This window comes from Amycolatopsis sp. NBC_01307 (assembly GCF_035975215.1).
Taxonomy (GTDB): Bacteria; Actinomycetota; Actinomycetes; order Mycobacteriales; family Pseudonocardiaceae; genus Amycolatopsis.
The window spans coordinates 343,301-365,558 of record NZ_CP108403.1 but is presented as its reverse complement, the minus strand read 5'-3'; the positions used below and the strand labels follow the sequence as shown (position 1 = coordinate 365,558).

General features: G+C 71.2%; 21 protein-coding genes. 9 read left to right on the top strand and 12 right to left on the bottom strand.

The genetic code is table 11. From position 1 onward, the window contains the following. The first annotated feature begins 43 nt into the window (after positions 1-43). Positions 44-676 carry a cholesterol catabolism transcriptional regulator KstR gene (kstR, locus tag OG439_RS01785; protein WP_247063307.1) on the top strand — a complete coding sequence of 211 codons (633 nt, stop codon included), beginning with the start codon at positions 44-46 and terminating at the stop codon, positions 674-676. Beyond that, on the top strand, positions 673-1,305 hold the full coding sequence (locus tag OG439_RS01780) for a maleylpyruvate isomerase family mycothiol-dependent enzyme (protein ID WP_326947583.1): 633 nt from the start codon (positions 673-675) through the stop codon (positions 1,303-1,305). Before kstR ends, OG439_RS01780 begins: the two co-directional genes overlap by 4 nt. Before the next feature lie 4 nt (positions 1,306-1,309). Here the strand turns inward: OG439_RS01780 and OG439_RS01775 are convergent, their stop codons facing one another. Both OG439_RS01775 and OG439_RS01770 read right to left on the bottom strand, forming a co-directional pair. Beyond that, complete coding sequence (locus OG439_RS01775) at positions 1,310-2,302, bottom strand: TIGR03557 family F420-dependent LLM class oxidoreductase (RefSeq protein ID WP_326947582.1); 993 nt, start codon at positions 2,300-2,302, stop codon at positions 1,310-1,312. A 46-nt stretch (positions 2,303-2,348) separates the two neighbouring features. Beyond that, entirely contained in the window at positions 2,349-3,179 is an 831-nt protein-coding gene (locus OG439_RS01770) for an LLM class F420-dependent oxidoreductase (RefSeq protein WP_326947581.1), read from the bottom strand. A gap of 107 nt (positions 3,180-3,286) precedes the next feature. On the opposite strand from OG439_RS01770, the gene OG439_RS01765 reads away from it, so the two are divergent. Then, a complete protein-coding gene (locus tag OG439_RS01765) occupies positions 3,287-3,997 on the top strand; it encodes a class I SAM-dependent methyltransferase (RefSeq protein ID WP_326947580.1) in 711 nt (236 codons plus the stop codon). A gap of 48 nt (positions 3,998-4,045) precedes the next feature. Here the strand turns inward: OG439_RS01765 and icmF are convergent, their stop codons facing one another. Then, positions 4,046-7,279 (bottom strand): fused isobutyryl-CoA mutase/GTPase IcmF, encoded by a 3,234-nt coding sequence (gene icmF, locus OG439_RS01760; protein ID WP_326947579.1) that lies wholly within the window; start codon positions 7,277-7,279, stop codon positions 4,046-4,048. Positions 7,280-7,417: 138 nt separating this feature from the next. Between icmF and OG439_RS01755 the strand changes: the two genes are divergently transcribed. The 3 genes from OG439_RS01755 to OG439_RS01745 are packed head-to-tail and all read left to right on the top strand — an operon-like array spanning position 7,418 to position 8,620. Then, positions 7,418-7,762, top strand: coding sequence for an ArsR/SmtB family transcription factor (locus OG439_RS01755; protein ID WP_326947578.1), 345 nt, complete (start codon positions 7,418-7,420; stop codon positions 7,760-7,762). Continuing rightward, on the top strand, positions 7,755-7,985 hold the full coding sequence (locus OG439_RS01750; protein WP_326947577.1) for an SRPBCC domain-containing protein: 231 nt from the start codon (positions 7,755-7,757) through the stop codon (positions 7,983-7,985). Before OG439_RS01755 ends, OG439_RS01750 begins: the two co-directional genes overlap by 8 nt. Then, positions 7,982-8,620 carry a DUF899 domain-containing protein gene (locus OG439_RS01745; RefSeq protein ID WP_326947575.1) on the top strand — a complete coding sequence of 213 codons (639 nt, stop codon included), beginning with the start codon at positions 7,982-7,984 and terminating at the stop codon, positions 8,618-8,620. The genes OG439_RS01750 and OG439_RS01745 overlap by 4 nt, the downstream gene beginning before the upstream one ends. 66 nt (positions 8,621-8,686) lie before the next feature. Here OG439_RS01745 and OG439_RS01740 read toward each other — a convergent pair whose 3' ends face one another. From OG439_RS01740 to OG439_RS01725, 4 genes are read right to left on the bottom strand one after another with little or no spacing between them, the layout of a single operon-like run. Next, the gene (locus tag OG439_RS01740) at positions 8,687-9,250 is read right to left on the bottom strand and encodes a GTP-binding protein (protein WP_247063294.1); all 564 of its coding nucleotides are present in this window, start codon (positions 9,248-9,250) and stop codon (positions 8,687-8,689) included. 28 nt (positions 9,251-9,278) lie between these two features. Beyond that, positions 9,279-9,992: a DUF742 domain-containing protein gene (locus tag OG439_RS01735; protein ID WP_247063293.1), complete on the bottom strand. Its 714-nt coding sequence runs from the start codon at positions 9,990-9,992 to the stop codon at positions 9,279-9,281. 7 nt (positions 9,993-9,999) lie between these two features. Further along, complete coding sequence (locus tag OG439_RS01730) at positions 10,000-10,452, bottom strand: roadblock/LC7 domain-containing protein (RefSeq protein ID WP_247063292.1); 453 nt, start codon at positions 10,450-10,452, stop codon at positions 10,000-10,002. After that, positions 10,449-15,218, bottom strand: a complete 4,770-nt coding sequence (locus tag OG439_RS01725) for a sensor histidine kinase (protein WP_326951467.1) — start codon at positions 15,216-15,218, stop codon at positions 10,449-10,451. Before OG439_RS01725 ends, OG439_RS01730 begins: the two co-directional genes overlap by 4 nt. A 1,005-nt stretch (positions 15,219-16,223) precedes the next feature. Here OG439_RS01725 and OG439_RS01720 point away from each other — a divergent pair. Both OG439_RS01720 and OG439_RS01715 read left to right on the top strand, forming a co-directional pair. Further along, complete coding sequence (locus OG439_RS01720; protein ID WP_326947574.1) at positions 16,224-16,670, top strand: DUF485 domain-containing protein; 447 nt, start codon at positions 16,224-16,226, stop codon at positions 16,668-16,670. Further along, positions 16,667-18,277, top strand: coding sequence for a solute symporter family protein (locus tag OG439_RS01715; protein WP_326947573.1), 1,611 nt, complete (start codon positions 16,667-16,669; stop codon positions 18,275-18,277). Before OG439_RS01720 ends, OG439_RS01715 begins: the two co-directional genes overlap by 4 nt. Before the next feature lie 65 nt (positions 18,278-18,342). Here OG439_RS01715 and OG439_RS01710 read toward each other — a convergent pair whose 3' ends face one another. The 5 genes from OG439_RS01710 to OG439_RS01690 form a co-directional block, all read right to left on the bottom strand. Beyond that, a complete protein-coding gene (locus OG439_RS01710) occupies positions 18,343-18,687 on the bottom strand; it encodes a DUF3817 domain-containing protein (protein ID WP_326947572.1) in 345 nt (114 codons plus the stop codon). A gap of 23 nt (positions 18,688-18,710) precedes the next feature. Beyond that, positions 18,711-19,115 carry a hypothetical protein gene (locus tag OG439_RS01705; protein ID WP_442788236.1) on the bottom strand — a complete coding sequence of 135 codons (405 nt, stop codon included), beginning with the start codon at positions 19,113-19,115 and terminating at the stop codon, positions 18,711-18,713. Positions 19,116-19,234: 119 nt separating this feature from the next. After that, on the bottom strand, positions 19,235-20,152 hold the full coding sequence (locus OG439_RS01700; RefSeq protein ID WP_326947571.1) for a lytic transglycosylase domain-containing protein: 918 nt from the start codon (positions 20,150-20,152) through the stop codon (positions 19,235-19,237). Between the two features lie 141 nt (positions 20,153-20,293). Continuing rightward, positions 20,294-20,776: a helix-turn-helix transcriptional regulator gene (locus OG439_RS01695; RefSeq protein WP_247063287.1), complete on the bottom strand. Its 483-nt coding sequence runs from the start codon at positions 20,774-20,776 to the stop codon at positions 20,294-20,296. Positions 20,777-21,137: 361 nt separating this feature from the next. Continuing rightward, on the bottom strand, positions 21,138-21,305 hold the full coding sequence (locus OG439_RS01690; protein WP_323333010.1) for a hypothetical protein: 168 nt from the start codon (positions 21,303-21,305) through the stop codon (positions 21,138-21,140). 101 nt (positions 21,306-21,406) lie between these two features. On the opposite strand from OG439_RS01690, the gene OG439_RS01685 reads away from it, so the two are divergent. Continuing rightward, positions 21,407-22,180, top strand: a complete 774-nt coding sequence (locus OG439_RS01685) for a crotonase/enoyl-CoA hydratase family protein (protein WP_326947570.1) — start codon at positions 21,407-21,409, stop codon at positions 22,178-22,180. Positions 22,181-22,258: the final 78 nt, after the last annotated feature.

The window sequence follows — 22,258 nt, the reverse complement described above, 5'->3', positions numbered from 1 at the left end:
TACGTCGTGAACTGGAACAAGTTCCGAAGGACGGGGGAAGCCGATGCCCGGCAAAGCCAAGGCACCGACCAAGGCGCGTGGTAACGGGCTGAGCGCGATCGGCGCCGACGAGCTCGGTTCGGCCGCCCAGCGCGACCGCCGTCGCCGGATCATCGACGCGACCCTCGCCCTGGCCTCGAAGGGCGGCTACGACGCCGTCCAGATGCGAGCCGTCGCGGAGAAGGCGGACGTCGCCCTCGGCACGCTCTACCGGTACTTCCCGTCGAAGATCCACCTGCTCGTCTCCGGGCTGGCGCGCGAGTTCGAGCGGGCGCAGGAAAAGCTGGAGCGCCAAGCCATCCCGGGTGAGACGCCGGCCGAGCGGCTGATGTTCGTGCTGGGCCGCAACACGCGGCTGATGCAGCGCGACCCGCACCTCACCGAGGCGATGGTGCGCGCGTTCATGTTCGCCGACACGTCCGCCGCGGCCGAGGTGGAGCAGGTCGGCCTGCTGATGGAGAACATGTTCGCCCAGGCGATGGGCATCACCGACCCGACCGAGGCCGACCGCGACATCTTCCACGTCGTCGCGGACGTCTGGATGGCGAACCTGGTGGCGTGGGTGACTCGCCGCGCGTCGGCCGCCGACGTCGCGAACCGCCTCGAACTGTCGGTCCACCTGCTGCTCGACAAGTGATCCCGACGGCGGGGGTCGCCGACGCGCACCGCCACCTCCTCCGCGCCCTGGGCGGCCTGACCGACGCCGACGTCGGCGCCCCCACGACGTTGCCCGGCTGGACGCGCGGGCACGTCCTGGCCCACGTCACGGACGCCGGGCGCGCGCTCGCGGACCTGGTGGAGCACGCCGGGCGCGGGGTGCTGATCCCCCTCTACGACCCGGCGACGCACGACCGCGACGGCATCATCGAGGCCACCGCGGACCGGACCGCCGACGAACACCGGAGCGCCCTGCGCGAGCACTCCGAGCGGCTGGAAGTCGCGTGGAGCCGGGTCGCCGACTGGGACCAGCCGGTGAACTACCGCGACGGGAAGCTGTCCAGCACGGTGTTCGCGCGCTGGCGCGAGGTCTGGATCCACGCCGTCGACGTCGGAGCCGCGACCCCGGCCGACTGGCCGGGCGACTTCTGCGAACACGCCGTGGACTTCCTCAAGGAACGCCTGCCGCACGACGCGATCGTCACCGGGCCGCCGCGCGCGCTCGCCGCGTGGCTGTCCGGAAGGGACACCGGTGACGGCCTCACCGGCGACCTGCCGGAGCTGGGCCCGTGGCCGAGCGGGCGCCCCCGGAGCGGGGACGCCCGCTGAGCCGCTAAGCGCTGAGCTTCGGCAGGACTTCCTTGCCGAAGGTGCTCAGGAACTCGTCTTGGTTGCGGCCCACGTTGTGGATGTAGATCCGGTTGAAGCCGGCGTCGACGTACTTCTGCAGCGCCGCGCGGTGCACGTCCGGGTCGCTCGAGACGACCATGCGGCCCTCGAAGTCCTCACGCCGCACCAGCTTCGCCATCTGCGCGAAGTCGAACGGCGAGCGGACGTCGGCCTTCGGGAACTTCATGCCGCCGTTGGGCCACTGGTCCAGGGCGTTGGCCCAGGCCGTCTCGTCGTCCTCGGCCCACGACAGGTGCACCTGCAGCAGCTTCGGCATCGAGTCCGGGTCCTTGCCGGCCTTCTTCGCACCCTGGTTGAAGTTGTCCACGATGCCGGCCAGCTTGTCGATGGACGCGCCGGGCGTGATCAGGCCGTCGGCCAGCTCACCGGTCTTGCGGGAGGTGTACGGGCCCGCGGAGGCGATGTAGACGGGCGGCGGCGGGCCGTCGGGCAGCGTCCACAAGCGCGTGTTGTGCAGCTTGAAGAACTCGCCCGAGTGCTTGACGTCCTTGCCGGTGAACAGCTTCCGGATGATCTCGAGGGCCTCGAACATCCGCCGGACCCGCTCCGGGGCCTCCGGCCAGTAGCCGCCGACGATGTGCTCGTTGAGGGCCTCCCCGGAACCGATGCCCAGCCAGGTCCGGCCCGGGTAGGTCGCCTCGAGGGTGGCCGCGGCCTGCGCGACCATCGCCGGGTGCAGCCGGAACGACGGGCACGTCACGCCCGGGCCGAGGTCACCGGTCGTGTTCTCGGCCAGCGACGCCAGCACGCTCCACACGAACGAGGCCTCACCCTGCTGGGGCACCCACGGCTGGAAGTGGTCGGCGGCCATCTGGCCGGAGAACCCCTGCTCCTCGGCCAGCTTCGCCAGCCGGATCGACTCCCGCGGCGAGAACTGCTCCAGCGCCGCGGCGAGACCGATTTGCACTTCACTCACGCGTCCTGCTCCTTCATCTTGATCCTCTCCCGCCATCGAACCACGATCACCGGTGCGCCGCCGCCACCTCGGCGAGCTCGTCGAGCGCCTTGAGCGTCTCGGCCTCCGGCAGGGTCTCCAGCATGAACGTGTAGCGCTCGACGCCCGCGTCGCGGAAGCCGTCGATCACCTTGGCCTTCGTGTCGCCGCCGAAGACGGCGAACTGGACGTCTTCACGGCCTTCGGCGTTGAGCCGGTCGCGAACCTTCTTGGCCTCGTCGAAGTGCAGGTTCCCGCGCAGCAGCCAGCCGTCGCCGTACTTGATCAGCCGCTTGATCGCGGCCTCGCTCTCGCCGCCGATGTAGATCGGGGGGTGCGGCTGGTGGACCGGCTTCGGCCAGGCGTAGATCGGGTCGAAGTCGACGTGCTCGCCGTGGAACTCGGCCTCGTCCTTCGTCCAGATCTCCTTGAGCGCGGCCAGCTGCTCGTCGATCAGCGCGCCGCGGGTCTTCGGGTCGGTGCCGTGGTTGGCCATCTCCTCGCGGTTCCAGCCGACGCCGACGCCGAACAGCGCGCGGCCGTCGGAGATCAGGTCGAGCGAGGCGACCTCCTTGGCGGTGTGGATCACGTCACGCTGGATCAGCAGCGCGATGCCGGTGCCGAGCAGCAGCTCCGACGTCGTGGTCGCGGCCGCGGTGAGCGCCACGAACGGGTCGAGCGTGCGCTTGTACTTCTCCGGCAGGTCGCCGCCGCCCGGGTACGCGCTGTCGCGGCTCACGGGGATGTGCGAGTGCTCGGCCAGGAACAGCGAGTCGAACCCGCGTTCCTCCAGCGCGGCGCCCAGCACGTCCGGCCGGATGCCCTCGTCGGTCACGAACGTCGAGATCCCGAATTTCATACCAACGACTACCCCTCGCTCCGCCGCCGTATTCCCCGGGTTGACAGCCGGCCACCGACCGTCGCACGATGGAGTTATCTCATCATACGTTGAATAAGGGGGCAAGGATGACGAATCCGGGCACGAGCGCCGAAGATCTCGACTTCGAGCAGGCCTACCGCGGCGCCACCCCGATCGGCCGGAAGATGCCGTGGGACCTCGGCGCACCGCAGCCGCTGGTGGTCGCGCTGGCCGACGCCGGCGGGTTCACCGGCGAGGTGCTCGACATCGGCTGCGGCCTCGGCGACAACTCCGGGTTCCTCGCCTCGCGCGGGCTGAGCGTCACCGGGTTGGATGGCGCGCCGTCGGCCGTGGAGCAGGCCCGCACCCGCGCCCCGGGAGTCACCTTCGCCGTGGCCGACGCGACGAAGCTCGAAGGTTACGAAGGCCGTTTCGACACGGTGCTCGACAGCGCGCTCTACCACTGCCTGAACGAGGACGCGCGGCGCGAGTACCTGGCCGCGCTGACCCGCGCGACCCGCCCGGGCGCGCGGCTGCACCTCTTCTGCTTCTCGCAGGAGGTGCCGAACGCGTTCCCGGCGCCGTACCTGATCAGCGAGGCCAACCTGCGCGAGACCGTCGGAAAGGACTGGACGATCGAGCGGCTCGAACCCGCCGTCTACACGACCGCGTTCGACGCGCAGGAGCTGCAGGCCAGCGTCCAGGCGTTCCTCGACCCCTCGGCCGACACGTCCGCACTGGCCGCCCTGGACACCGACGCGAACGGGCGGGTGCTGGTACCGGTCTGGCAGCTGACGGCGGTGCGTTCGGCCGGGTGACCGGCGCCATGCCCGGCCGCCGATTCTCCGGCGGCCGGGCGTGGCGCGCTAGACGTTGCGGCGGTACTGGCCGCCGACCTCGAAGAACGCTTCCGTGATCTGGCCCAGTGAACAGACCCGGGCCGCGTCCATCAGGACGCCGAACAGGTTGCCGCCGCGGGTGGCCGCCTCGCGCAGGGCCTTGAGGGCCTGCTGGGCGTCTTCCTTGTGGCGGTGCTGGAAGTCCGACAGGCGGTCCAGCTGGGACTTCTTCTCGTCCTCGGTCGCGCGGGCCAGCTCGACCTCGATGTCGTCCTCGCCCGCGCGCGGGTTGCGGAAGGTGTTGACGCCGATGATCGGCAGCGAGCCGTCGTGCTTCTTGCGCTCGTACAGGATCGACTCGTCCTGGATCTTGCCGCGCTGGTAGCCGGTCTCCATCGCGCCGAGCACGCCGCCGCGCTCGGAGATGCGGTCGAACTCGACCAGCACCGCTTCCTCGACCAGGTCGGTCAGCTCGTCGACGACGAACGAGCCCTGCAGCGGGTTCTCGTTCTTCGACAGGCCCCACTCCTTGTTGATGATCATCTGGATGGCCATCGCGCGGCGCACCGACGACTCCGACGGCGTGGTGACCGCCTCGTCGAACGCGTTGGTGTGAAGTGAGTTCGCGTTGTCGTAGAGCGCGCACAGCGCCTGCAGCGTGGTGCGGATGTCGTTGAAGCTCATCTCCTGCGCGTGCAGCGACCGCCCGGACGTCTGCACGTGGTACTTGAGCTTCTGCGACCGCTCGTTCGCGCCGTAACGCTCCTTCATGGCCACGGCCCAGATCCGCCGCGCCACCCGGCCGAGCACCGTGTACTCCGCGTCCATGCCGTTGGAGAAGAAGAACGACAGGTTCGGCGCGAAGTCGTTGATGTCCATGCCGCGCGCCAGGTACGACTCGACGTAGGTGAAGCCGTTGGACAGCGTGAACGCCAGCTGCGAGATCGGGTTCGCCCCGGCCTCGGCGATGTGGTAGCCGGAGATCGACACCGAGTAGAAGTTGCGGACGCCGTGTCCGATGAACCACTCCTGGATGTCGGCCATCATCCGGAGGCTGAACTCGGTGGAGAAGATGCAGGTGTTCTGGCCCTGGTCCTCCTTGAGGATGTCGGCCTGCACCGTGCCGCGCACGTTCTTCAACGCCCACTCGCGCAGCTCGGCGGCCTCGTCCTCGGACGGGTCGCGCCCGTGCTCGGCCTTGAACGCCTCGACGCGCTGGTCGATCGCGGTGTTGAGGAAGTAGGCCAGGATCGTCGGCGCCGGGCCGTTGATCGTCATCGACACCGACGTGTTCGGCGCGGTCAGGTCGAAGCCGTCGTAGAGGACCTTCATGTCCTCGAGCGTCGCGATGGACACCCCCGACGTGCCGACCTTGCCGTAGATGTCGGGGCGGGTGTGCGGGTCGTGGCCGTAGAGCGTCACCGAGTCGAACGCCGTCGAGAGGCGCTTGGCCTCGGAGTCGGCCGAGAGCATCTTGAACCGGCGGTTGGTGCGGAACGCGTCACCCTCGCCGGCGAACATCCGGGCCGGGTCCTCGCCGTCACGCTTGAACGGAAAAACACCGGCGGTGTAAGGGAAGTAACCAGGAAGGTTCTCGCGGCGCAGGAACGACAGCAGCTCGCCCGACTCGGCGTACCGCGGCAGGGCGACACGCGGGATGCGGTTGCCGGACAGCGTGTCGCGCCACAGCTGGGTGCGCAGCTCCTTGTCGCGGATCTTCACGACCAGCTCGTCCTGGCGGTAGTCCTCGGCCAGCGCGCGGAAGCGTTCGAGCAGCTGGGTCGCTTCGCCGTCCACATCGGACTTCGCGGTGGCGAGCAGCCCGTCGAGGGCGTCGGTCGAGGCGTCCACCTTGGCCAGTTCGTCGCGGGCGGTCGTCAGCGCTTCGTGCTTGCGGATCGCCGCGACCTGCTTCTCCGTCGTCGCGTGGTACCCGCGGACGGTCTCGGCGATGTCGGCCAGGTAGCGGGCCCTGGTGCCCGGGATGACCGTGCTCGCGTCCGTCGACACCTTGCCCTCGACCTGCGGCAACGTCCCGGCCGAGACGGTCAGGCCGCGCTCGGCGAGCAGGCCGCGCAGCTGCTGGTACAGCGCGGTGACGCCGTCGTCGTTGAACTTCGCCGCGCTCGTGCCGTACACCGGCATGTCGTCCGGGCCGGACTCGAACGCCTCGCGGTTGCGCACCAGCTGGCGGGCGACGTCGCGGCGGGCGTCCTCGGCGCCGCGGCGCTCGAACTTGTTGATCGCGACGACGTCGGCGAAGTCGAGCATGTCGATCTTCTCCAGCTGCGACGCGGCGCCGAACTCCGGCGTCATCACGTACAGCGACTGGTCCACGAAGTCGACGATCCCGGCGTCACCCTGGCCGATGCCCGGCGTCTCGACGATCACCAGGTCGAACCCGGCGGCCTTGCAGGCCAGGATGGACTCGCTCAGGCCGGCCGGGATCTCGCCGGACGTCGTCCGGGTGGCCAGCGAGCGGAAGTACACCGGGGAGCCGTCGAGGCAGTTCATCCGGATGCGGTCGCCGAGCAGCGCGCCGCCGCCCTTGCGCCGCGACGGGTCGACCGCGAGCACCGCGATCCGCAGCTTGTCCTCCTGGTCCAGCCGGAAGCGCCGGATCAGCTCATCGGTGAGCGACGACTTGCCCGAGCCGCCGGTGCCGGTGATGCCGAGGACCGGCACCTCCCGCTTGGCCGCGGCTTCGGTGATCCCGCTCAGCACGTCACTAGACAGGCGCTCGGCCTGCAGCTGCGTGATGACGCGGGAGAGCGCGGCGACGTCGCCGGACAGCACCTTGTCGAGGGCCGGGCCGTCGGCCGCCAGATCGACGTCGCAGGCCTTGATCATCATGTTGATCATGCCCGGCAGGCCCATCTCGTAGCCGTCTTCGGGCGAGAAGATCCGGGTGACGCCGCGCGAGTGGAGCAGGTCGATCTCCTCGCGCACGATCACCCCGCCCCCGCCGCCGAAGACCTTGATGTGGCCGGCGCCGCGCTCGCGCAGCAGCTCGACCAGGTAGGAGAAGTACTCGACGTGCCCGCCCTGGTAGGCCGAGATGGCCACCCCCTGGACGTCTTCGGCGATGGCCGCGGTGGCCACCTCGTCGACCGACCGGTTGTGGCCGAGGTGCACGACCTCCGCACCCTGCGACTGCAGGATCCGCCGCATGATGTTGATCGACGCGTCGTGGCCGTCGAACAGGCTCGACGCCGTGACGAACCGGACGGGGTGCGCGGGGCGGTACAGCTCACTGCTCATCCCCCCAAAATACTTTGACTTCCTACTATTGGAAACCCGACGGCCGGTGACGCGGGTCTCACGGCGGCTCGGGCACACCTTGACAACCACCAGCTGGACGCTATGTTTAACCAGTCCGTTAATTAACAAGGTGCTGAAATGACGACTGCCACCGATCACCTGAGCCGCACGTTCTCGGCGCTCGCCGACCCGACGCGGCGCGCCATCCTCGCCCGGCTTTCCGCCGGCGAAGCGACGGTCAGCGAGCTGGCCGGGCCGCTGCCGATGAGCCTGCCCGCGGTGTCCCGGCACCTGAAGGTGCTGGAACAGGCCGGGCTGATCACCCGCGGCCGCACCCGCCAGTGGCGGCCCTGCCGGCTAGAGGGGAAACCGCTGGAGGACGTCGCCGACTGGGTGGCCGCCTACCGCCGGTTCTGGGAGGGCGGCTTCGACCGCCTCGACGAGCACCTGCGGGAGCTTCGGAAAGGAGCCGAAGGTGCCTGACTCCGCACTGACCATCACCCGCGTGTTCGACGCGCCCCGCGAGCTCGTGTTCACGGCGTGGACCGACCCGGACCACTTGGCGAGCCGGCTGGGCCCGAGCGGGTTCACCGGGTGCGCCGTCACCCTCGACACCCGCGAACGCGACGGCCACCACGACGGCTGGACCTCCAGCTTCGCCGACCTGGCCGGCTCCTTCCCCACCCGACGAGAGGACACCCGATGACCGCGATCGTCTCCCCGCAGGAATGGCAGGCCGCGCGCGACGCGCTGCTGGTCAAGGAGAAGGAGCACATGAAGGCGGCCGACGCGCTCGCCGCCGAACGCCGTCGCCTGCCGATGGTCCGCTTCGACGCGACCTACCCCTTCGACGGCGCCGAGGGGAAGGTCAGCCTGCTCGACCTGTTCGAGGGCCGCCGCCAGCTGATCGTCTACCACTTCATGCTGCACCCGGGCGACGAAGCGGGCTGCCCGGGCTGCTCGCTGCTGGTCGACAACCTGCCGCACCTGGCGCACCTGCACGCCCGCGACGTCACGTTCAAGGTCGTCGCGCCCGCGACGCTGCCCGAGATCGAGCGGTACCGGACGCGCATGGGCTGGGACGTGCCGTGGGTGTCCGCACACGGCACGAGCTTCACCGAGGACTGCGGGGTCGGCGCGGGCTTCGGCGTCAGCGTCTTCCTGCGCGAGGGCGACGACGTCTTCCGCACGTACTTCACGACCGGCCGCGGCGGCGAGGTGTTCCTGGCGTCGCACCGCTACCTCGACGTCACCCCGCTCGGCCGGCAGGAGGCCTGGGAAGAGGAGAGCCACGGCGCCGACGCGCCCAGCTCCTGGTGGCGCCGCCACGACGAGTACTGAGAGTTGCGGGCGCGCTTCAGCGCCGCGACGCCGGGCCCGGGGCACTTCCCCCGGGCCCTGACGGCGTCAGCGCGCGTTGGCCGCCCGCAGCGCGATCCACTGCCGCATCGCGTACTCGACCAGCGTGATCAACGTCTGCTTCGTCGACTCCCGGTCCCGGGCGTCACAGCGGACGATCGGGATGTTCGGGTCGATCGACAGCGCCTCGCGGACGTCGTTGATGTCGTGCTCCAGTACGCCGTCGAACGTGTTCACGCCGACGATGTAGGGCAGACCGCGGTCCTCGAAGAAGTCGATCGGCGCGAACGAGTCCGCCAGCCTGCGGGTGTCGGCCAGGATCACCGCGCCGATGGCGCCGCGGACCAGGTCGTCCCACATGAACCAGAACCGCTGCTGCCCGGGCGTGCCGAACAGGTAGAGGATCAGGTCCGCGTCCAGCGACACCCGGCCGAAGTCCATCGCGACGGTGGTCGTCGACTTGTTCGGCGTCTGGTCGAGGTTGTCGATGCCGCGGCTCGCGTCGGTCATCATCGCCTCGGTGGTGAGCGGAACGATCTCCGACACCGACCCGACGAACGTCGTCTTCCCCGCGCCGAAGCCGCCCGCCACCACGATCTTGGCGGATGTCATGGTCGGGGGCGCGGTTTCCCGCGGTGCCTTAAAGCCGACGGAGTCCACTCAAAACCCTTTCCATCAACACCAGATGTGCCTCGGCGCCGTCATTGCCCGTTATCGTCTTGTGCACCGTGACCAGCCCCGCGTCCGCCGCGTCGCTGATCAGCACCCGGGCCACGCCCAGAGGCAGCCGCATCACCGACACGATCTCGGCGACCGAACGGGGGGTCCGGCACTCTTCCATGATCGAGACGCACTCGATCTGCTCCGCGGCAACCTCGGGGAAGCCACCGGTAGCGTAGTCCCTCGCGGAGACCAATGTCTCCAGCTCCAGGGCGTAGTTTGCCCGAGTGCGTCCGCCGGTTAGCGCGTAGGGCCGGACAATCGCCGTCTGATCCTCGGGAGAGGGCGCCTGCTCGAACACCGCGGGCATCACAAACTCGCCGCTGGGTGGGCCCGGATCGAACAAACCCCCTGGTCGGGGGCCATCCGAGTCGGTACTGCCGGGTGGAGAGACTAAAGAGGTCACTCGATCTCCTTGGTCGGCCGACGGCGCTGGTGGCGCCGGCGGTTCCGCGGCCGCGTGCGCACCGGCGGCCGGGGGTGGCGGGGACTCCTTGCCCTTCTTGCGCTTCCGGCGGGCACGGCCGGAATCCAGGGAGAACCCGTTGAAGACGTCGGCAAAAGTGCCGTCGCCTCCATGACCGGGGGCCTCCGCCTCCGGGGGTTCGCCGGCAGATCCGGAACCCGTGCTCATCGCGCCATCATCCCACCGGTTCGCCGATCAGGGACCCACCCGAACCCTGGAGCTGGGCGCGCAGCTCCGGGGTCAGGATCTGGCCGACCCGGTCGACGAGCATCGTCATTTCGTACGCGACCTGGCCGATGTCGCAGTTGGGGGCGGCGAGCACGGCCAGGCACGATCCGTCGCTGATCGACATCAGCACCATGATCCCCAGCTCCATCTCCACCACCGTCTCGTTCACCGCGCCGGCCTCGAAGCACCGTGCGGCGCCCTGAGTCAGGCTGACCAGTCCCGACGCGACCGCGGCGAGCTGGTCGGCCCGGTCGAGCGGAAGCCGGTTCGACGCGGACAGCAGCAGGCCGTCCGCCGAGACGACCACCGCGTGCGCCACGCCGGGTACTCGCTCGGCGAAGTCGTTGACCAGCCAGCCGAACTGATTCTGCGTCGGCTGAGCGCTACTCGGCGAGGTCATTCACCCTCCAGTGTCTCGTGGTTCGTCTCGGTCGCCCGAGCGTTGCGGTGGCGTCCGCGCTCGATGCCCTGCTGGAAACTGCGCAGGCGACCGCGCACGTCGTGTGCGTCGCGTTGTGGTCGGGGGGCCGCGGCCCCGGTGGGCGGTGCGGCGCTGCCCGGGAGCAGCTGCTCCCCGCGGCGGCGCCGGGGCAATCCTGCCGAAGTGAACGTGGCGGGCGCCGACTGGGACACCGCTTGCACGGTCCGCCAGCCTTCGTCCGAGCCGAAGTTCCACTCCGCCGTCGCCTCCAGGGCGGCGTCTTCCCGGCGGGGCGTCGGAGTCTCGTCCGGCAGCTCGGCCGGCTCGGGTGCCGAGCCGGGCCGCCGGGTCGGCAGCGCCGGGGGCGGCTGGTCCTGGAAGGCGGGGTGTCCGCCCTGCTGGGGCAGCTCCTGCTGGTCCGGCCGCTGGCCCGGTTGCTGCCCTGGTTGCTGTTGCCCGGGTTGTTGCTGACTGGGTTGCTGTTGCCCAGGTTGCTGCTGGCCCGGTTGCTGCTGGCCCGGTTGTTGCTGTCCGGGCCGGCTCGGGTGTTGTCCGGGCTGCGGGAAGGCCGACGGCTGCCGGTAGGCCCCCGGCGGCTGTTCTTGGAACGGACGGCCGGACCCCGGCTGCGGCGGCATCGGCGGCTGCCCGCCGAATTGCCGCGGCAGGGAGAACTGCCCGGAGCCGGGCTGCCGGTACGCCTGCGGCCCACCAGGCTGGTGCGGCCCCGACGGCCGGGGTTGCCGATCGCCGGGCTGCTGGTAGGCCGAGGGCGGCCGGAACGCCTGCTGCCCGCCGGGCTGGTAAGCCCCCGGCCGGGACGGATCGCCGGGCTGCCCATCGGGCGGCTGAAAGGCCGCCCGCTGCGGCGCCGACGGCCGGGAACCGGGATAGGGCCCCGCTTCCGGCCCACCGGACTGCGGGAACTGCGACCCGTCGGACGGCAGGAACTGGGTTCCATCAGACGGCGGGAACTGCGGCCCGTCGGACTGCGGGAACTGGGTTCCATCAGGCTGCGGGAACTGCGGTCCACCGGACTGCGGAAACTGCGACTCGTCGGACTGCTGCTGCTCGGCCTGCTGACCCGGCTGCGGCCCGCCGAACTGGTGGAACCCCGACGGCTGACCCGCCGGCTGCGGCTCACCGGAATGCCGCGCCGCGGACGGCTGGCCCGGCTGCTGGGGATCGGGCTGCCCGCCCGGCTGCCGCTGGCCAGGTTGCTGCCCGCCCGGCTGCTGCTGGCCTGGTTGCTGACCCGGCTGTCGCAGGCCGTTCACCTGGTTCGGCTGCGGCAGGCCGTTCGGCTGCTGGCCTGGCTGCGACGGACCGTTCTGCTGACCAGACTGCTGCTGTCCGTTCGGCTGCTGGCCTGGCTGCGAGAGACCGTTCTGCCTACCAGACTGCGGCAGGCCGTTCGGCTGCTGCTGGCCGTTCGACTGCTGTCCTGACTGCGGCAGGCCGTTCTTCTGACCGGACTGCGGCTGTCCGTTCGACCGGCCCGACCACTGCTGCCCCTGCTGCGGCAGACCGTTCGACTCGGCCGGCGACTGCTCGTCCGGCTCGAGCGAGCCGTACGACTCGTCCTCGCCGGCCTGCGGCAGTCCGGCCGGCTGACCCGACCACTGCTCGGCCTGCGACAACCCGTTCTGCTCGGCCGCCGGCGACAACCCGTTCTCGCCCGGCTGCGGCAAGCCGTTCTGGCGGCTCAGCTGAGCGTCGGGCTGGGCGTCCGCCTGCGACAGCGAGTCCTGCTGCTCGCTGCCCGTCTCCGCGCCCTGGGCCGCTGCGGCTTCGCGGGCTTCCTGGCGGCCCCGGGTCACGCCCTGCTGGAAGCTGCTCAAGCGGCCGCGGACGTCCGCCGGGTCGCGGACCGGGAGGTCCGAGCCCGCCGGGGCCGGTGAGGCGAAGGCCGCCGGGCTGGAGGTCGCGCTGCCCGGCATGAGCTGCTCGCCGCGGCGGCGGCGCGGGAGGCCCGCGTCGGTGAACGCCGTCGGCTCGGCCTTCGTGACCGCCTGGACCGTGCGGAACTCTTCGTCGCTCGCGAAGTCCCAGCTGCGGCCCTCCGGCTCCGCGGCCGGCTCCTCTTCGGGCGCCGCTTCCTCGTCGGCGACGGACTCCTCGTCGACGACCGGTGTCGCCGCGGCCGGCACCGGCTTCCCGGCGGTCTTCTCAGTAGCGGTCTTCTCAGTAGCGGTCTTCTCGGCGGCCGGCTTCTCAGTGGCCGGCTTCTCAGTGGCCGGCTTCTCGGCGGGCTTGTCCTCGCGGAACCACGCGGACAGCATCTCGTCGAAGATCGGCGTCGTCTCGGAGCGGTCCAGCGCCGGTGCCGGGGCCGGGGCCGGGGCGGGCTTGGCCGCCGGGGACGGCTTCCCGGTCGCGTGCCGCCACCAGTCGCTGAGCGTGGTCTCGTTGGCGGAGAACAGGTCCTTGCCCGAGGGCAGGTCGTCGTGGCGCGGCGGCTGCGGCACCGGCAGCACCGCGGGCACCGGCGGCAGGGTCGGCCGCGGCGGCGGGGCCGGGTCGTCCTTCGGGATCGGGGCGAACAGGTCCGTGCCCGAGATCTCCAGGTCCGTCGGCGGCCGCTCGGCGCCGGGGCCGTGCCCGTTGGCCAGCCCGGCGAGGTCGCTGGCCGACGGCCACCGCTCCTCCCCCATCGGCGGCTGCTGCGGGACGACCGGCTGCGGGCGGGAGCTGCCGTTGACCTGACGGCGCGGCAGCATGCCGGCCGAGCCCAGGGGCGACTGCTGCACCGTGCCGATCTGGCCGGTCAGCGGACCGTCGGTCACCGGCATCACCAGCTCCGCCGGGACGACGACGGTGGCCCGGACGCCGACGATGTCCTTGCCGCCGTGCAGCGAGACCCCGATCCGGTGCCGGCTGGCGAGCCGGCCGACCACGAACAGGCCCATCCGGCGGGACGTCGCCAGGTCGACCGACCCGGCCTCGGTCAGCCGGGTGTTCGCCTCGGTGACCTCGGCCTCGTTCATGCCGATGCCCTTGTCGAGGATGTCGATGTTGAGCGAGCCGTCGTCGCCCAGCCGCGACGCCACCGTCACCGACGTCTCCGGCGCGGAGAACGCGGTCGCGTTGTCCAGCAGCTCGGCGACCAGGCGCATCAGGTCGCTCGCGGCGTACCCGACGATCCGCGCCGGGGGCGGCGGCTGCACCTGGACCCGTTGGTACTGCTCGATCTCCGACACCGCGGCGCGGAGCATGTCGGTGGTGCCGACCGGCTTGCCGGAGCGGCGGCCCGGCTCGGCGCCGGAGAGGACCATCAGGTTCTCGTTGTTGCGCCGCATGCGGGTGGCGAGGTGGTCGAGCTGGAACAGCGTCGCCAGCTGGTCGGCGTCCTCTTCGTCGCGCTCCAGCTGCTCGATCAGCTGCAGCTGCCGCTGCACCAGGCTCTGGCTGCGCCGGGACAGGTTGACGAACACGCTGCCGTAGCCGGTGCGCATCGCGGCCTGCTCGGTCGCCAGCCGCAGCGCCTGGTGGTGCACCTTGTCGAAGGCGCGCGCCACTTCGCCGACCTCGTCGTCGGTGCGGATCGGCACCGGCGTGACGTCCGTGCCCTGCGCGCGGCCTTCCTGGATGTTGCGGACGGCTTCGGGCAGCGCGGTCTCGGCGACGTCGAGAGCGCTGCGGCGCAGCACCTTCAGCGAGCGCAGCAGCTGGCGGGTGATGAGGAAGACGACCGCGACGGCGAGCACCAGCGCGGCGAACAGCAGCACCGCGAGCAGGCCCGCGCCGCTGCTGGCCTCCTCGACCATCGACGACGACGTGTCCGACGCCTGCGTGCCGAGGCGGTCGGCGACCTGGGCGATCTGCGCCCGCATCGCCGTGGACGCGATGTTCCAGTCGGTCGCGGAGAGGGCGCGGAAGGCGGCCCGCGCGGTGTCGGGCTGCGCGCCGAGCACGGACTCGACCATCCGGGCGCGGCTCTGCGCGTCGGTGCCTTCGGCGATCGCCGAGAAGTCGCGCTGCAGCGCGTCGCCCGCCGCGGCCCGGAAGTCGACGAGCCGGTCGGCCAGCCGCAGCTCGGCGGCGCGGAGGGTGGCCAGCTCGCTCGGCGAGAGCGCGCCGCGGTTGATGCCGTAGGACACCATCGCCTGGCTGAGCGACACCTGCTCGCCCGCGACGAGCAGCTCGTGCAGCCCGGCGGGCGTGCCGCCGAGGGTGCCGTCGCCGGCGCCGGCGGTGGCCGCGGTGTCGAGGCCGATCAGCGCGCCGGTGACCCCGGAGTACGCGGTGACGGCCTGGCCCGGGTCGAGCTGGCCGCCGTCGACCTGACGGCGGAGGAAGTCGAGGTTGTTGACCTGCGCGGTGGCCGCGCCCGCCGCCCCGGCCACGCCGGGCTCGATGGCGGACCCGCGGGCCTGCGCGTCGGTGAACGGGCCGACCGCGGCGTCGGTCGCCTTGCGGGCCGTCGCCAGCTCGGGCGTGCCGCCGACGGTGCCGTCGGTCAGCATCGCCGCGGTGACCGTGCGTTCCTGTTGCAGCGCGCTGGTGAGCGCGCGCACCTGGACGCCGAGCGCGACGAGCCGGTCGAGCCGCTGGTAGTCGTCCGAGCGGCCGACCTGGCCGGCGATCGTCGTGATGCCGAGCACCATCGCGAGGACGATGGGCACGACGGTGACGGCCGAGAGCTTGACGGGGAGGCTCCAGTCGCGCCAGCGCACGAGCGCCTGCAAGACGGCCTTCCCCTTCGACCGCCGGGGTGCTCGGCCGAGCAGTTCCCCGACGGGCACCTGACCTTCTCCTGCAACGGTCACGTGAGTGACTCCCTGTCCGGCGTCATGGATCCGCGTCGGCCGCACGGCGTCCCGGCTCGCGGCGTTCCGGCGGGCGGTCGTGCCGCCACCGCCCAGCCGCTCCCCGGGCCCCCTCGCACGTCCCCGGCTGCCCCTCCGGCCGCGCGCAGCGAGCACCGTCCCGGCGTCCCGTTCCCGGGACTCTGCACGTGCACGGCGCAAGTTGCGGTCTGCACGGTCGTCGAGATCAACTTAATCGGTGCCAATCGGATCGCTGCGGTCAGCTGGGCCAAAGAATCGTACCCCCGCGGCCCGGCCGGTCAATTGTGTTCCCGACTCGGGCCCTGACCTGCGAAAAGTACTTTCCGGCCCGGTAGTGGGCGGACTCATTCTGCACGGCCGGGGCGGAAGAGGGAATTCCGATTACCGGACGCGGCCGTCGTGGGCGTCCGGTCGTCACCCGATTAGCCCACCTGGCCGACCAAGTTCCCTCGGACGATCTACACTCCGTACCCCCATCGAGTGGGTCAAGTCTCAATGTGTGCCCGATGTTGTGGCATTCCGGGCGATCGTCGCTCGACCTGGTGATTCCATTCGGGAGCACGGATGACCAGTGGATCTCCTCCGCCACGCCCGCACCGGGGGGACCCTCTCCGAGGCGACCCCGGACCCTCACGACTACTCCAGGTGACACGTCTTGACGACTGTCCAGCACGGTTAGCCCATTTGCCCCGGCTACCGCTAAGTAGGACAGCGCGGCGTCACAATTCTTTCCTCATTGTGGGTAACCCGTCCGCGAACTCGACTAAGTCCGGGTTTCGACATTTTCGACAAGAAAACGAATACCGCGCCGCGGTGACCCGCAAACGACCCGGCGCCTTTTCGGGCAGCCGGACGGCGTAGTTACGATGTGCGCTTCGCAGTCCGCAAGGGCGGCCCGGTGCCCTGCTCGCAGGGCCAGCAGCCCCGCCGCCACGGAAGGCTTTCTGCCGGAGGCAACCCATGTACGACGTCGCGCGCCCCGCGACGGGCAACGCCCTGGAAGAGACCGGCCAGATGCCGGCCCTGTTCACCGGGGATCACCCGTCCGATGGCCGACACGGCCAGCACCGCCAGCCCCGTCCCCGCTCGGGTCCCGACTACGCCGGGATCCAGGCCGGCCGCGAGTTCACCGCCCTGCGCCGGCGGTTCCGCGGGTTCGTCTTCCCGATGAGCCTGGCCTTCTTCGCCTGGTACATGACCTACGTGCTGCTGGCCGCCTACGCGCACGACTTCATGAGCACCAAGGTGTTCGGCCAGGTCAACGTCGGCATCCTGCTCGGCATCGGCCAGTTCGCCAGCACCGCGCTCGTCACCTGGCTCTACCTGCGCTACGCCCGCACCCAGCTCGACCCGCGGGTGGCCGAGCTGAGGGCCCGCGAGGGCCTGACCGAAGGGACCCCCCGATGACGGCACCGACGGCACCGACGGCCGTGCTCGCCGCGGGTGTGCCCGCCAGCGACCCGATCGTCAACACCGCCGTGTTCGCCCTGTTCGTGGCGATCACGCTGTACGTCGTCTACCGGGCCAGCTCCCGGAACTCCTCGACGTCGGACTACTACGCCGCGGGCAGCGCGTTCACCGGCCGCCAGAACGGCATCGCGCTGTCGGGCGACTTCCTGTCGGCGGCGTCGTTCCTCGGCATCGCCGGCGCCATCGCGATCCACGGCTACGACGGCTTCCTCTACTCGATCGGGTTCCTCGTCGCCTGGCTGGTGGACCTGCTGCTCATCGCGGAGCTGCTGCGCAACACCGGCCGGTTCACGATGGGCGACGTCCTGAGCTTCCGGATGAAGCAGCGCCCGGTCCGCGCCGCGGCGGCGACGTCGACCCTGGTCATCTCGTTCTTCTACATGCTGGCGCAGATGGCGGGCGCCGGCGGCCTGGTGGCGCTGCTGCTCAACGTGCACTCCAAGCTCGGCCAGGCGCTGGTGATCGGCGTCGTCGGCCTGATCATGGTGCTGTACGTGCTGGTCGGCGGGATGAAGGGCACCACCTGGGTGCAGATCATCAAGGCGGCCATCCTGCTGATGTGCGGCGTGCTGCTGACGGTGTTCCTGTTCGGCAAGTTCGGCTTCGGGTTCTCGAACCTGCTGTCCTCGGCGGCCGAGAACAGCCCGCTCGGCGACAAGCTCCTCGAGCCGGGCGGCTCGTACGGCAAGAACGGCACCACCAAGCTCGACTTCGTGTCCCTGGCGCTGGCCCTGGTGCTCGGCGCGGCGGCCCTGCCGCACGTGCTGATGCGCTTCTACACGGTGCCGAACTCGCGGGAGGCGCGCCGTTCGGTCGTCTGGGCGACGGCGTGCATGTTCGTGTTCTACCTGTGCACGCTGGTGATCGGCTTCGGCGCGGCGGCGCTGGTCGGCGCGGACGAGATCAAGGGCGCCCCGGGCGGCGAGAACTCGGCGGCGCCGCTGCTGGCCCTGCACGTCGGCGGGACGCTGCTGCTCGGCATCATCGCCGCGGTCGCGTTCGCGACGATCCTGGCCGTGGTCGCCGGGCTGACGATCACCGCGTCGGCCTCGTTCGCCCACGACGTCTACGCGAACATCTTCAAGCGCGGCAAGGCCGAACCGGCCGACGAGGTCCGGGTGGCCCGGCTGACCGCGATCGTGGTCGGCGCGCTCGCCATCGTCGGCGGGGTGCTGGCCAACGGGCAGAACATCGCGTTCCTGGTGGCGCTGGCCTTCGCCGTCGCGGCGTCGGCGAACCTGTCGACGCTGCTGTTCTCGTTGTTCTGGAAGCGGTTCAACACCACCGGCACGCTGTGGGGCATCTACGGCGGCCTGACCGCGTGCCTGCTCCTGGTGGTCTTCTCCCCGGTCGTGTCGGGCGCCCCCGACTCGATCCTCAAGGGCGTCGACTTCGCCTGGTTCCCGCTGAAGAACCCGGGCCTGATCTCGATCCCGTTCTCGTTCCTCTGCGGCATCGTCGGCACGCTGGTCGGCAAGCCGAAGGCGAACGCGGAGAAGCACGCCGAGATGGAAGTCCGGTCCCTGACCGGCATCGGCAGCTGAGCCGCTGAGCTGTTCGACGACGTCCCGGGCGGCCTGCGTCACGCGCGCAGGCCGTCCGCGGCCGGTTACAGCTTCCGGCCGGCCTTGACCTTGTGCGTCACCTTGCGCTCGACGAGGAACGAAACGAACGGGACGCAGCCGGCCAGCAGCACCAGCACGGTGCCCTTGATCGACCAGCGGGCCTTGATGGCCAGGTCGATGGTCAGCACCAGGTAGATCATGTACAGCACGCCGTGGATCGGCGAGTACACCGCGGACGGCGTCGGGTTGTCGAAGCCGTAGCGCAGCACCATCACGAAGCACAGGCCGAGCAGGCCGACGCCGGTGACGTAGGCGGCGGTGCGGAACCGGACCAGGGGGCCGGTGAGCGGGACCGCGGTCTGCGCGGCGCCGTCGGTGCGGGTGGTCATCGGGACGTCCTCACTTTGCGGCCTCACTCTGCGGCCTGCTGGTCGCGGGCGTTCAGCTCGCGCAGGTAACGGTTGTACGCGGCCAGCTCCTCGTCCTCGTCGTCCACCGGCGTCGGCACGCCGGGGCGAGAGCGAGGGGCGGGCACTTCGGCGACGGGGGCCGGTGCTGTGGCCGATTCCGGCGCCGGTTCGGCCTCGGCCTTCTGCCGCAGCTGCCGGATCCGCCAGAACATGAAGGCCGGGAACAGCCCGAACAGCGGCCACTGCAGGACGTAACCGAGGTTCTGGAAGGTGCCGTTCGCCGAGGTGAACCGGTCCCACTGCCACCAGGCGAGTCCGCAGCAGATCAGCAGGCTCACCAGGCACGTCGCGACGATCGCGAGCCGGCGGCCCCAGGGGGACCCCGCCGGCGGAGGGGATGCTGGCACGAGGCCCAAGCTAGCACTGGCCGGCTGAGGGGCGGCGATCGACCGCGCCCGGGGTGGCCGGGCTCTCAGCGCAGGTCGGCGGCCCTTTACCGGCCCGTGGGCTCAGCCTTGCTTGCGGCTCAGCCTTGCTTGCGCACCGACTGGGCGGCCTTCGCGTAGCCGTCGGCCAGGCCGAACACCTTCTGCGCGTACTCGGTCGAGTTGTTGTACGACAGGATGCCCGCCCACCAGCCCGACGGGCTCTGCATGTCACGGCCGCCCGCGCACAGGTAGCGGGCCGCGGCGAGGGCGGCGTCGTCGATCTGCTGCGGGTCGCCGAGGCCGTCGCCGTTGCCGTCGGACGCCCACTTGCGCCACGTGCTGGGGATGAACTGCATCGGCCCGACCGCGCGGTCGACCCCCGCGTCGCCGTCGTAACGGCCGCCGTCGGTGTCGCCGATGGCCTGGACGCCGGACGAGCCGTCGAGCGGGACGCCGATGATCGGCTTCGACGGCCGGCCGTCCGCGCCGAGCACGGCGCCGGCGTACTGGCCGTGGTTCGACTCGATCCGGCCGATGCCGGCGAGCGTCGCCCACGAGATCTTGCAGTTCGGCTGGTTCGCGCGCATCGCCAGCTCGGCGTTGCCGTAGGCGGTCAGCGCCCGCGCCGGGACGCCGCTGGCCGCGGCGACCTGGCCCGCCCACTGCGAGAGCGTCGCCGGACCGGTGGCGCTGCGGGACTGGGCCTGCTGCTGCGGCGGCGTCTGCGGGTCGGCCCCGCCCGCGACGGCGCCGCCGGCCGGGACGACCGAGCCCGGGCGGACGTCGGCCGCCTTGACCTGCAGGGCGGGGATCTCGGTGGTGGTCGGGCCCGCCTCGGGCGTCGACGCGCGGGTGACGAGCCAGACGCCGCCACCGGCGACGGCCAGCACGACGAAGACCACGATCAGCCGGGTGAGGACGGCGACGCCCGCGGAGCGCGGTGCCGGGGCAGCGGGGGCGGGCTCGTCGACGGAGTCGATCGGGTCGTCCTCGGTCTTTCCGGTACTCGTGCGCACGAAACTCCGGTCCTCCGGTGTGGTTGTCGACGATCAGTCAACGAGCCCGCGCAGGTTAGCGTTACGCGGGTCGCCGAGATCGTCTCACCACACCGGTTCACCCGGCCGAGTGAAGTCCGCCCGGTCAGGCGGACATCACGGTCAGGCGGACTTCTGCTGACGCGCGAGCCGCGCCACGCACCAGGCCGGGGCGCTGCCGCGGCGCAGGTGCTGCAGAACGGTCATCGGGCCGAGGCGACGGCTGAGGTCCGACGGCGAGAGACCCGCCGCGCGGTAGTCGAGGGCCCGCTGGTCGAGCGGGCTGATGCCGGCGTCCCACCACTCCTCGGCCTCGGCGACGCCGCCGACCATCTGCCACCAGCCCGCGGCGGCGGTGAGGAGCTCTTCGGGCACTTCCGGCAGCCTGCGGCGCATCGCGTCGAGGTAACCGGGGTCGGCCGCTTCGACCTGGGCCCAGCGGGCGGAACCCGACCGGGCGCGCTGGCCGGGGATGCCCGGGGCTTGTGCGGGGGCGTCGGCCAGCCACGCGGAAGCGATGCGGTCGACCTCCTGCTCCTCGGGGGTCTGCTCGCGCTCGGCGGCCCACTGCCGGATCAACGCGTCCACTCCGGGATCTCCGGTCATCCCTGCCTCCTCATAGGTCCCCGACGGACAGGTCCTGACACCTGTCCCACGCGGCTGCGCCGCAAGCACCAAGTGCACCTTGCTGAGTGGAAACTGCCTGCGTACCGGGGTTCCCGAGGGGTTCGGAGAACCACCTGATCACGCAATGTGAGCACCGTAGGGCCGGGGTGGTCTCCTTCGCCAGACCCCGGCAGGCACGAATTCGCCGACCTGCGCGTTTTCAGTCGCAATCCACCCGGATGGTCGAGCGTAGAGCCCGAAATCTGGGATTCGTGACGCTGAGTGATTTACCGGCCGATGACACGCGCGGTGACCACCGGCGCACCCGATTGCGGCGCCGGTTCACGGGACTGGCCCAGGGTCAGGAAAAAAGCGTCCGGAAGAAGGTGACGATCGCTTCGGCGCCGTCCTTCAGCCACCCGAGCACGCGGTGGACGAAGTCGGCGGACTGCGTGGGCTGGGTGATCAGGAAGAACAGCACGAGCGCGACCACACCCACGATGAGGATCTTCTTCACGCCGCTCGACATGTGCTTCCTCCCCGGCTCGCCAACCCGTCCGGGAGTGGCAGGGTCCCTACTCTAGGAGAGGCTTGCCCGGAAGACACCCCGATCAACCCCAGGGAGCCCCGATGACGCGGAACGTGCTGGTCGAGCGGGACGGCGCCGTGACGACGATCACCATCGACCGGCCCGCCGCCCGCAACGCCGTCGACGGCCCCACCGCGGCCGGGCTGGCCGCCGCCTTCCGCGCGTTCGACGCCGATCCCGAGGCCGCCGTCGCGGTGCTGACCGGCGCGGGCGGCGCGTTCTGCGCCGGCGCCGACCTCAAGGCCATCGGCACCGATCGGATGAACCGCACCCACCCGGACGGGGACGGCCCGATGGGCCCGACCCGGATGACGCTCGGCAAGCCGGTGATCGCGGCCGTCCACGGGCACGCCGTCGCGGGCGGCCTGGAGCTGGCGCTGTGGTGCGACCTGCGGGTCGCGGACGCCACCGCGGTGTTCGGGGTCTTCTGCCGCCGCTGGGGCGTCCCGCTGATCGACGGCGGCACCGTGCGGCTGCCGCGGCTGATCGGCCAGTCCCGGGCGATGGACCTGATCCTGACCGGACGGCCGGTCGACGCCACCGAGGCGCTGGCCATCGGCCTGGCGAACCGGCTGGTCCCCGCGGGCGAGGCGGTGCCGGCGGCGCAGGAGCTGGCCCGGCAGCTCGCCGGGTTCCCGCAGGCCTGCCTGCGCGGCGACCGCGCGTCGGCCCTCGGGCAGTGGGGGCTGGCCGAAGACGACGCGCTGGCCGCGGAGTTCGGCGCCGCGTTGGGCACCGGCGTCCTCGCGGCCGAGGCGGTCGACGGCGCGGCGAAGTTCAGCGGCGGCGCGGGCCGCCACGGCAGCTTCGGCTGAGCTGCTACCCGCTCTGTGACCGGGCGTGCCTCCACCGGGTGGAACCCGGGCTGTCACGGCGAATCCGGTCGATCGGCC

What these genes read in the sequence shown, in the direction of transcription:
- OG439_RS01745 (WP_326947575.1), top strand. Translation starts at nt 7,982, where the DNA reads ATGACCGCGATCGTCTCCCCGCAGGAATGGCAGGCCGCGCGCGACGCG.
- OG439_RS01770 (WP_326947581.1), bottom strand. Translation starts at nt 3,179, where the DNA reads ATGAAATTCGGGATCTCGACGTTCGTGACCGACGAGGGCATCCGGCCG.
- kstR (WP_247063307.1), top strand. Translation starts at nt 44, where the DNA reads ATGCCCGGCAAAGCCAAGGCACCGACCAAGGCGCGTGGTAACGGGCTG.
- OG439_RS01755 (WP_326947578.1), top strand. Translation starts at nt 7,418, where the DNA reads ATGACGACTGCCACCGATCACCTGAGCCGCACGTTCTCGGCGCTCGCC.
- icmF (WP_326947579.1), bottom strand. Translation starts at nt 7,279, where the DNA reads ATGAGCAGTGAGCTGTACCGCCCCGCGCACCCCGTCCGGTTCGTCACG.
- OG439_RS01735 (WP_247063293.1), bottom strand. Translation starts at nt 9,992, where the DNA reads ATGAGCACGGGTTCCGGATCTGCCGGCGAACCCCCGGAGGCGGAGGCC.
- OG439_RS01765 (WP_326947580.1), top strand. Translation starts at nt 3,287, where the DNA reads ATGACGAATCCGGGCACGAGCGCCGAAGATCTCGACTTCGAGCAGGCC.
- OG439_RS01685 (WP_326947570.1), top strand. Translation starts at nt 21,407, where the DNA reads ATGACGCGGAACGTGCTGGTCGAGCGGGACGGCGCCGTGACGACGATC.
- OG439_RS01715 (WP_326947573.1), top strand. Translation starts at nt 16,667, where the DNA reads ATGACGGCACCGACGGCACCGACGGCCGTGCTCGCCGCGGGTGTGCCC.
- OG439_RS01710 (WP_326947572.1), bottom strand. Translation starts at nt 18,687, where the DNA reads ATGACCACCCGCACCGACGGCGCCGCGCAGACCGCGGTCCCGCTCACC.
- OG439_RS01730 (WP_247063292.1), bottom strand. Translation starts at nt 10,452, where the DNA reads ATGACCTCGCCGAGTAGCGCTCAGCCGACGCAGAATCAGTTCGGCTGG.
- OG439_RS01720 (WP_326947574.1), top strand. Translation starts at nt 16,224, where the DNA reads ATGTACGACGTCGCGCGCCCCGCGACGGGCAACGCCCTGGAAGAGACC.
- OG439_RS01695 (WP_247063287.1), bottom strand. Translation starts at nt 20,776, where the DNA reads ATGACCGGAGATCCCGGAGTGGACGCGTTGATCCGGCAGTGGGCCGCC.
- OG439_RS01740 (WP_247063294.1), bottom strand. Translation starts at nt 9,250, where the DNA reads ATGACATCCGCCAAGATCGTGGTGGCGGGCGGCTTCGGCGCGGGGAAG.
- OG439_RS01690 (WP_323333010.1), bottom strand. Translation starts at nt 21,305, where the DNA reads ATGTCGAGCGGCGTGAAGAAGATCCTCATCGTGGGTGTGGTCGCGCTC.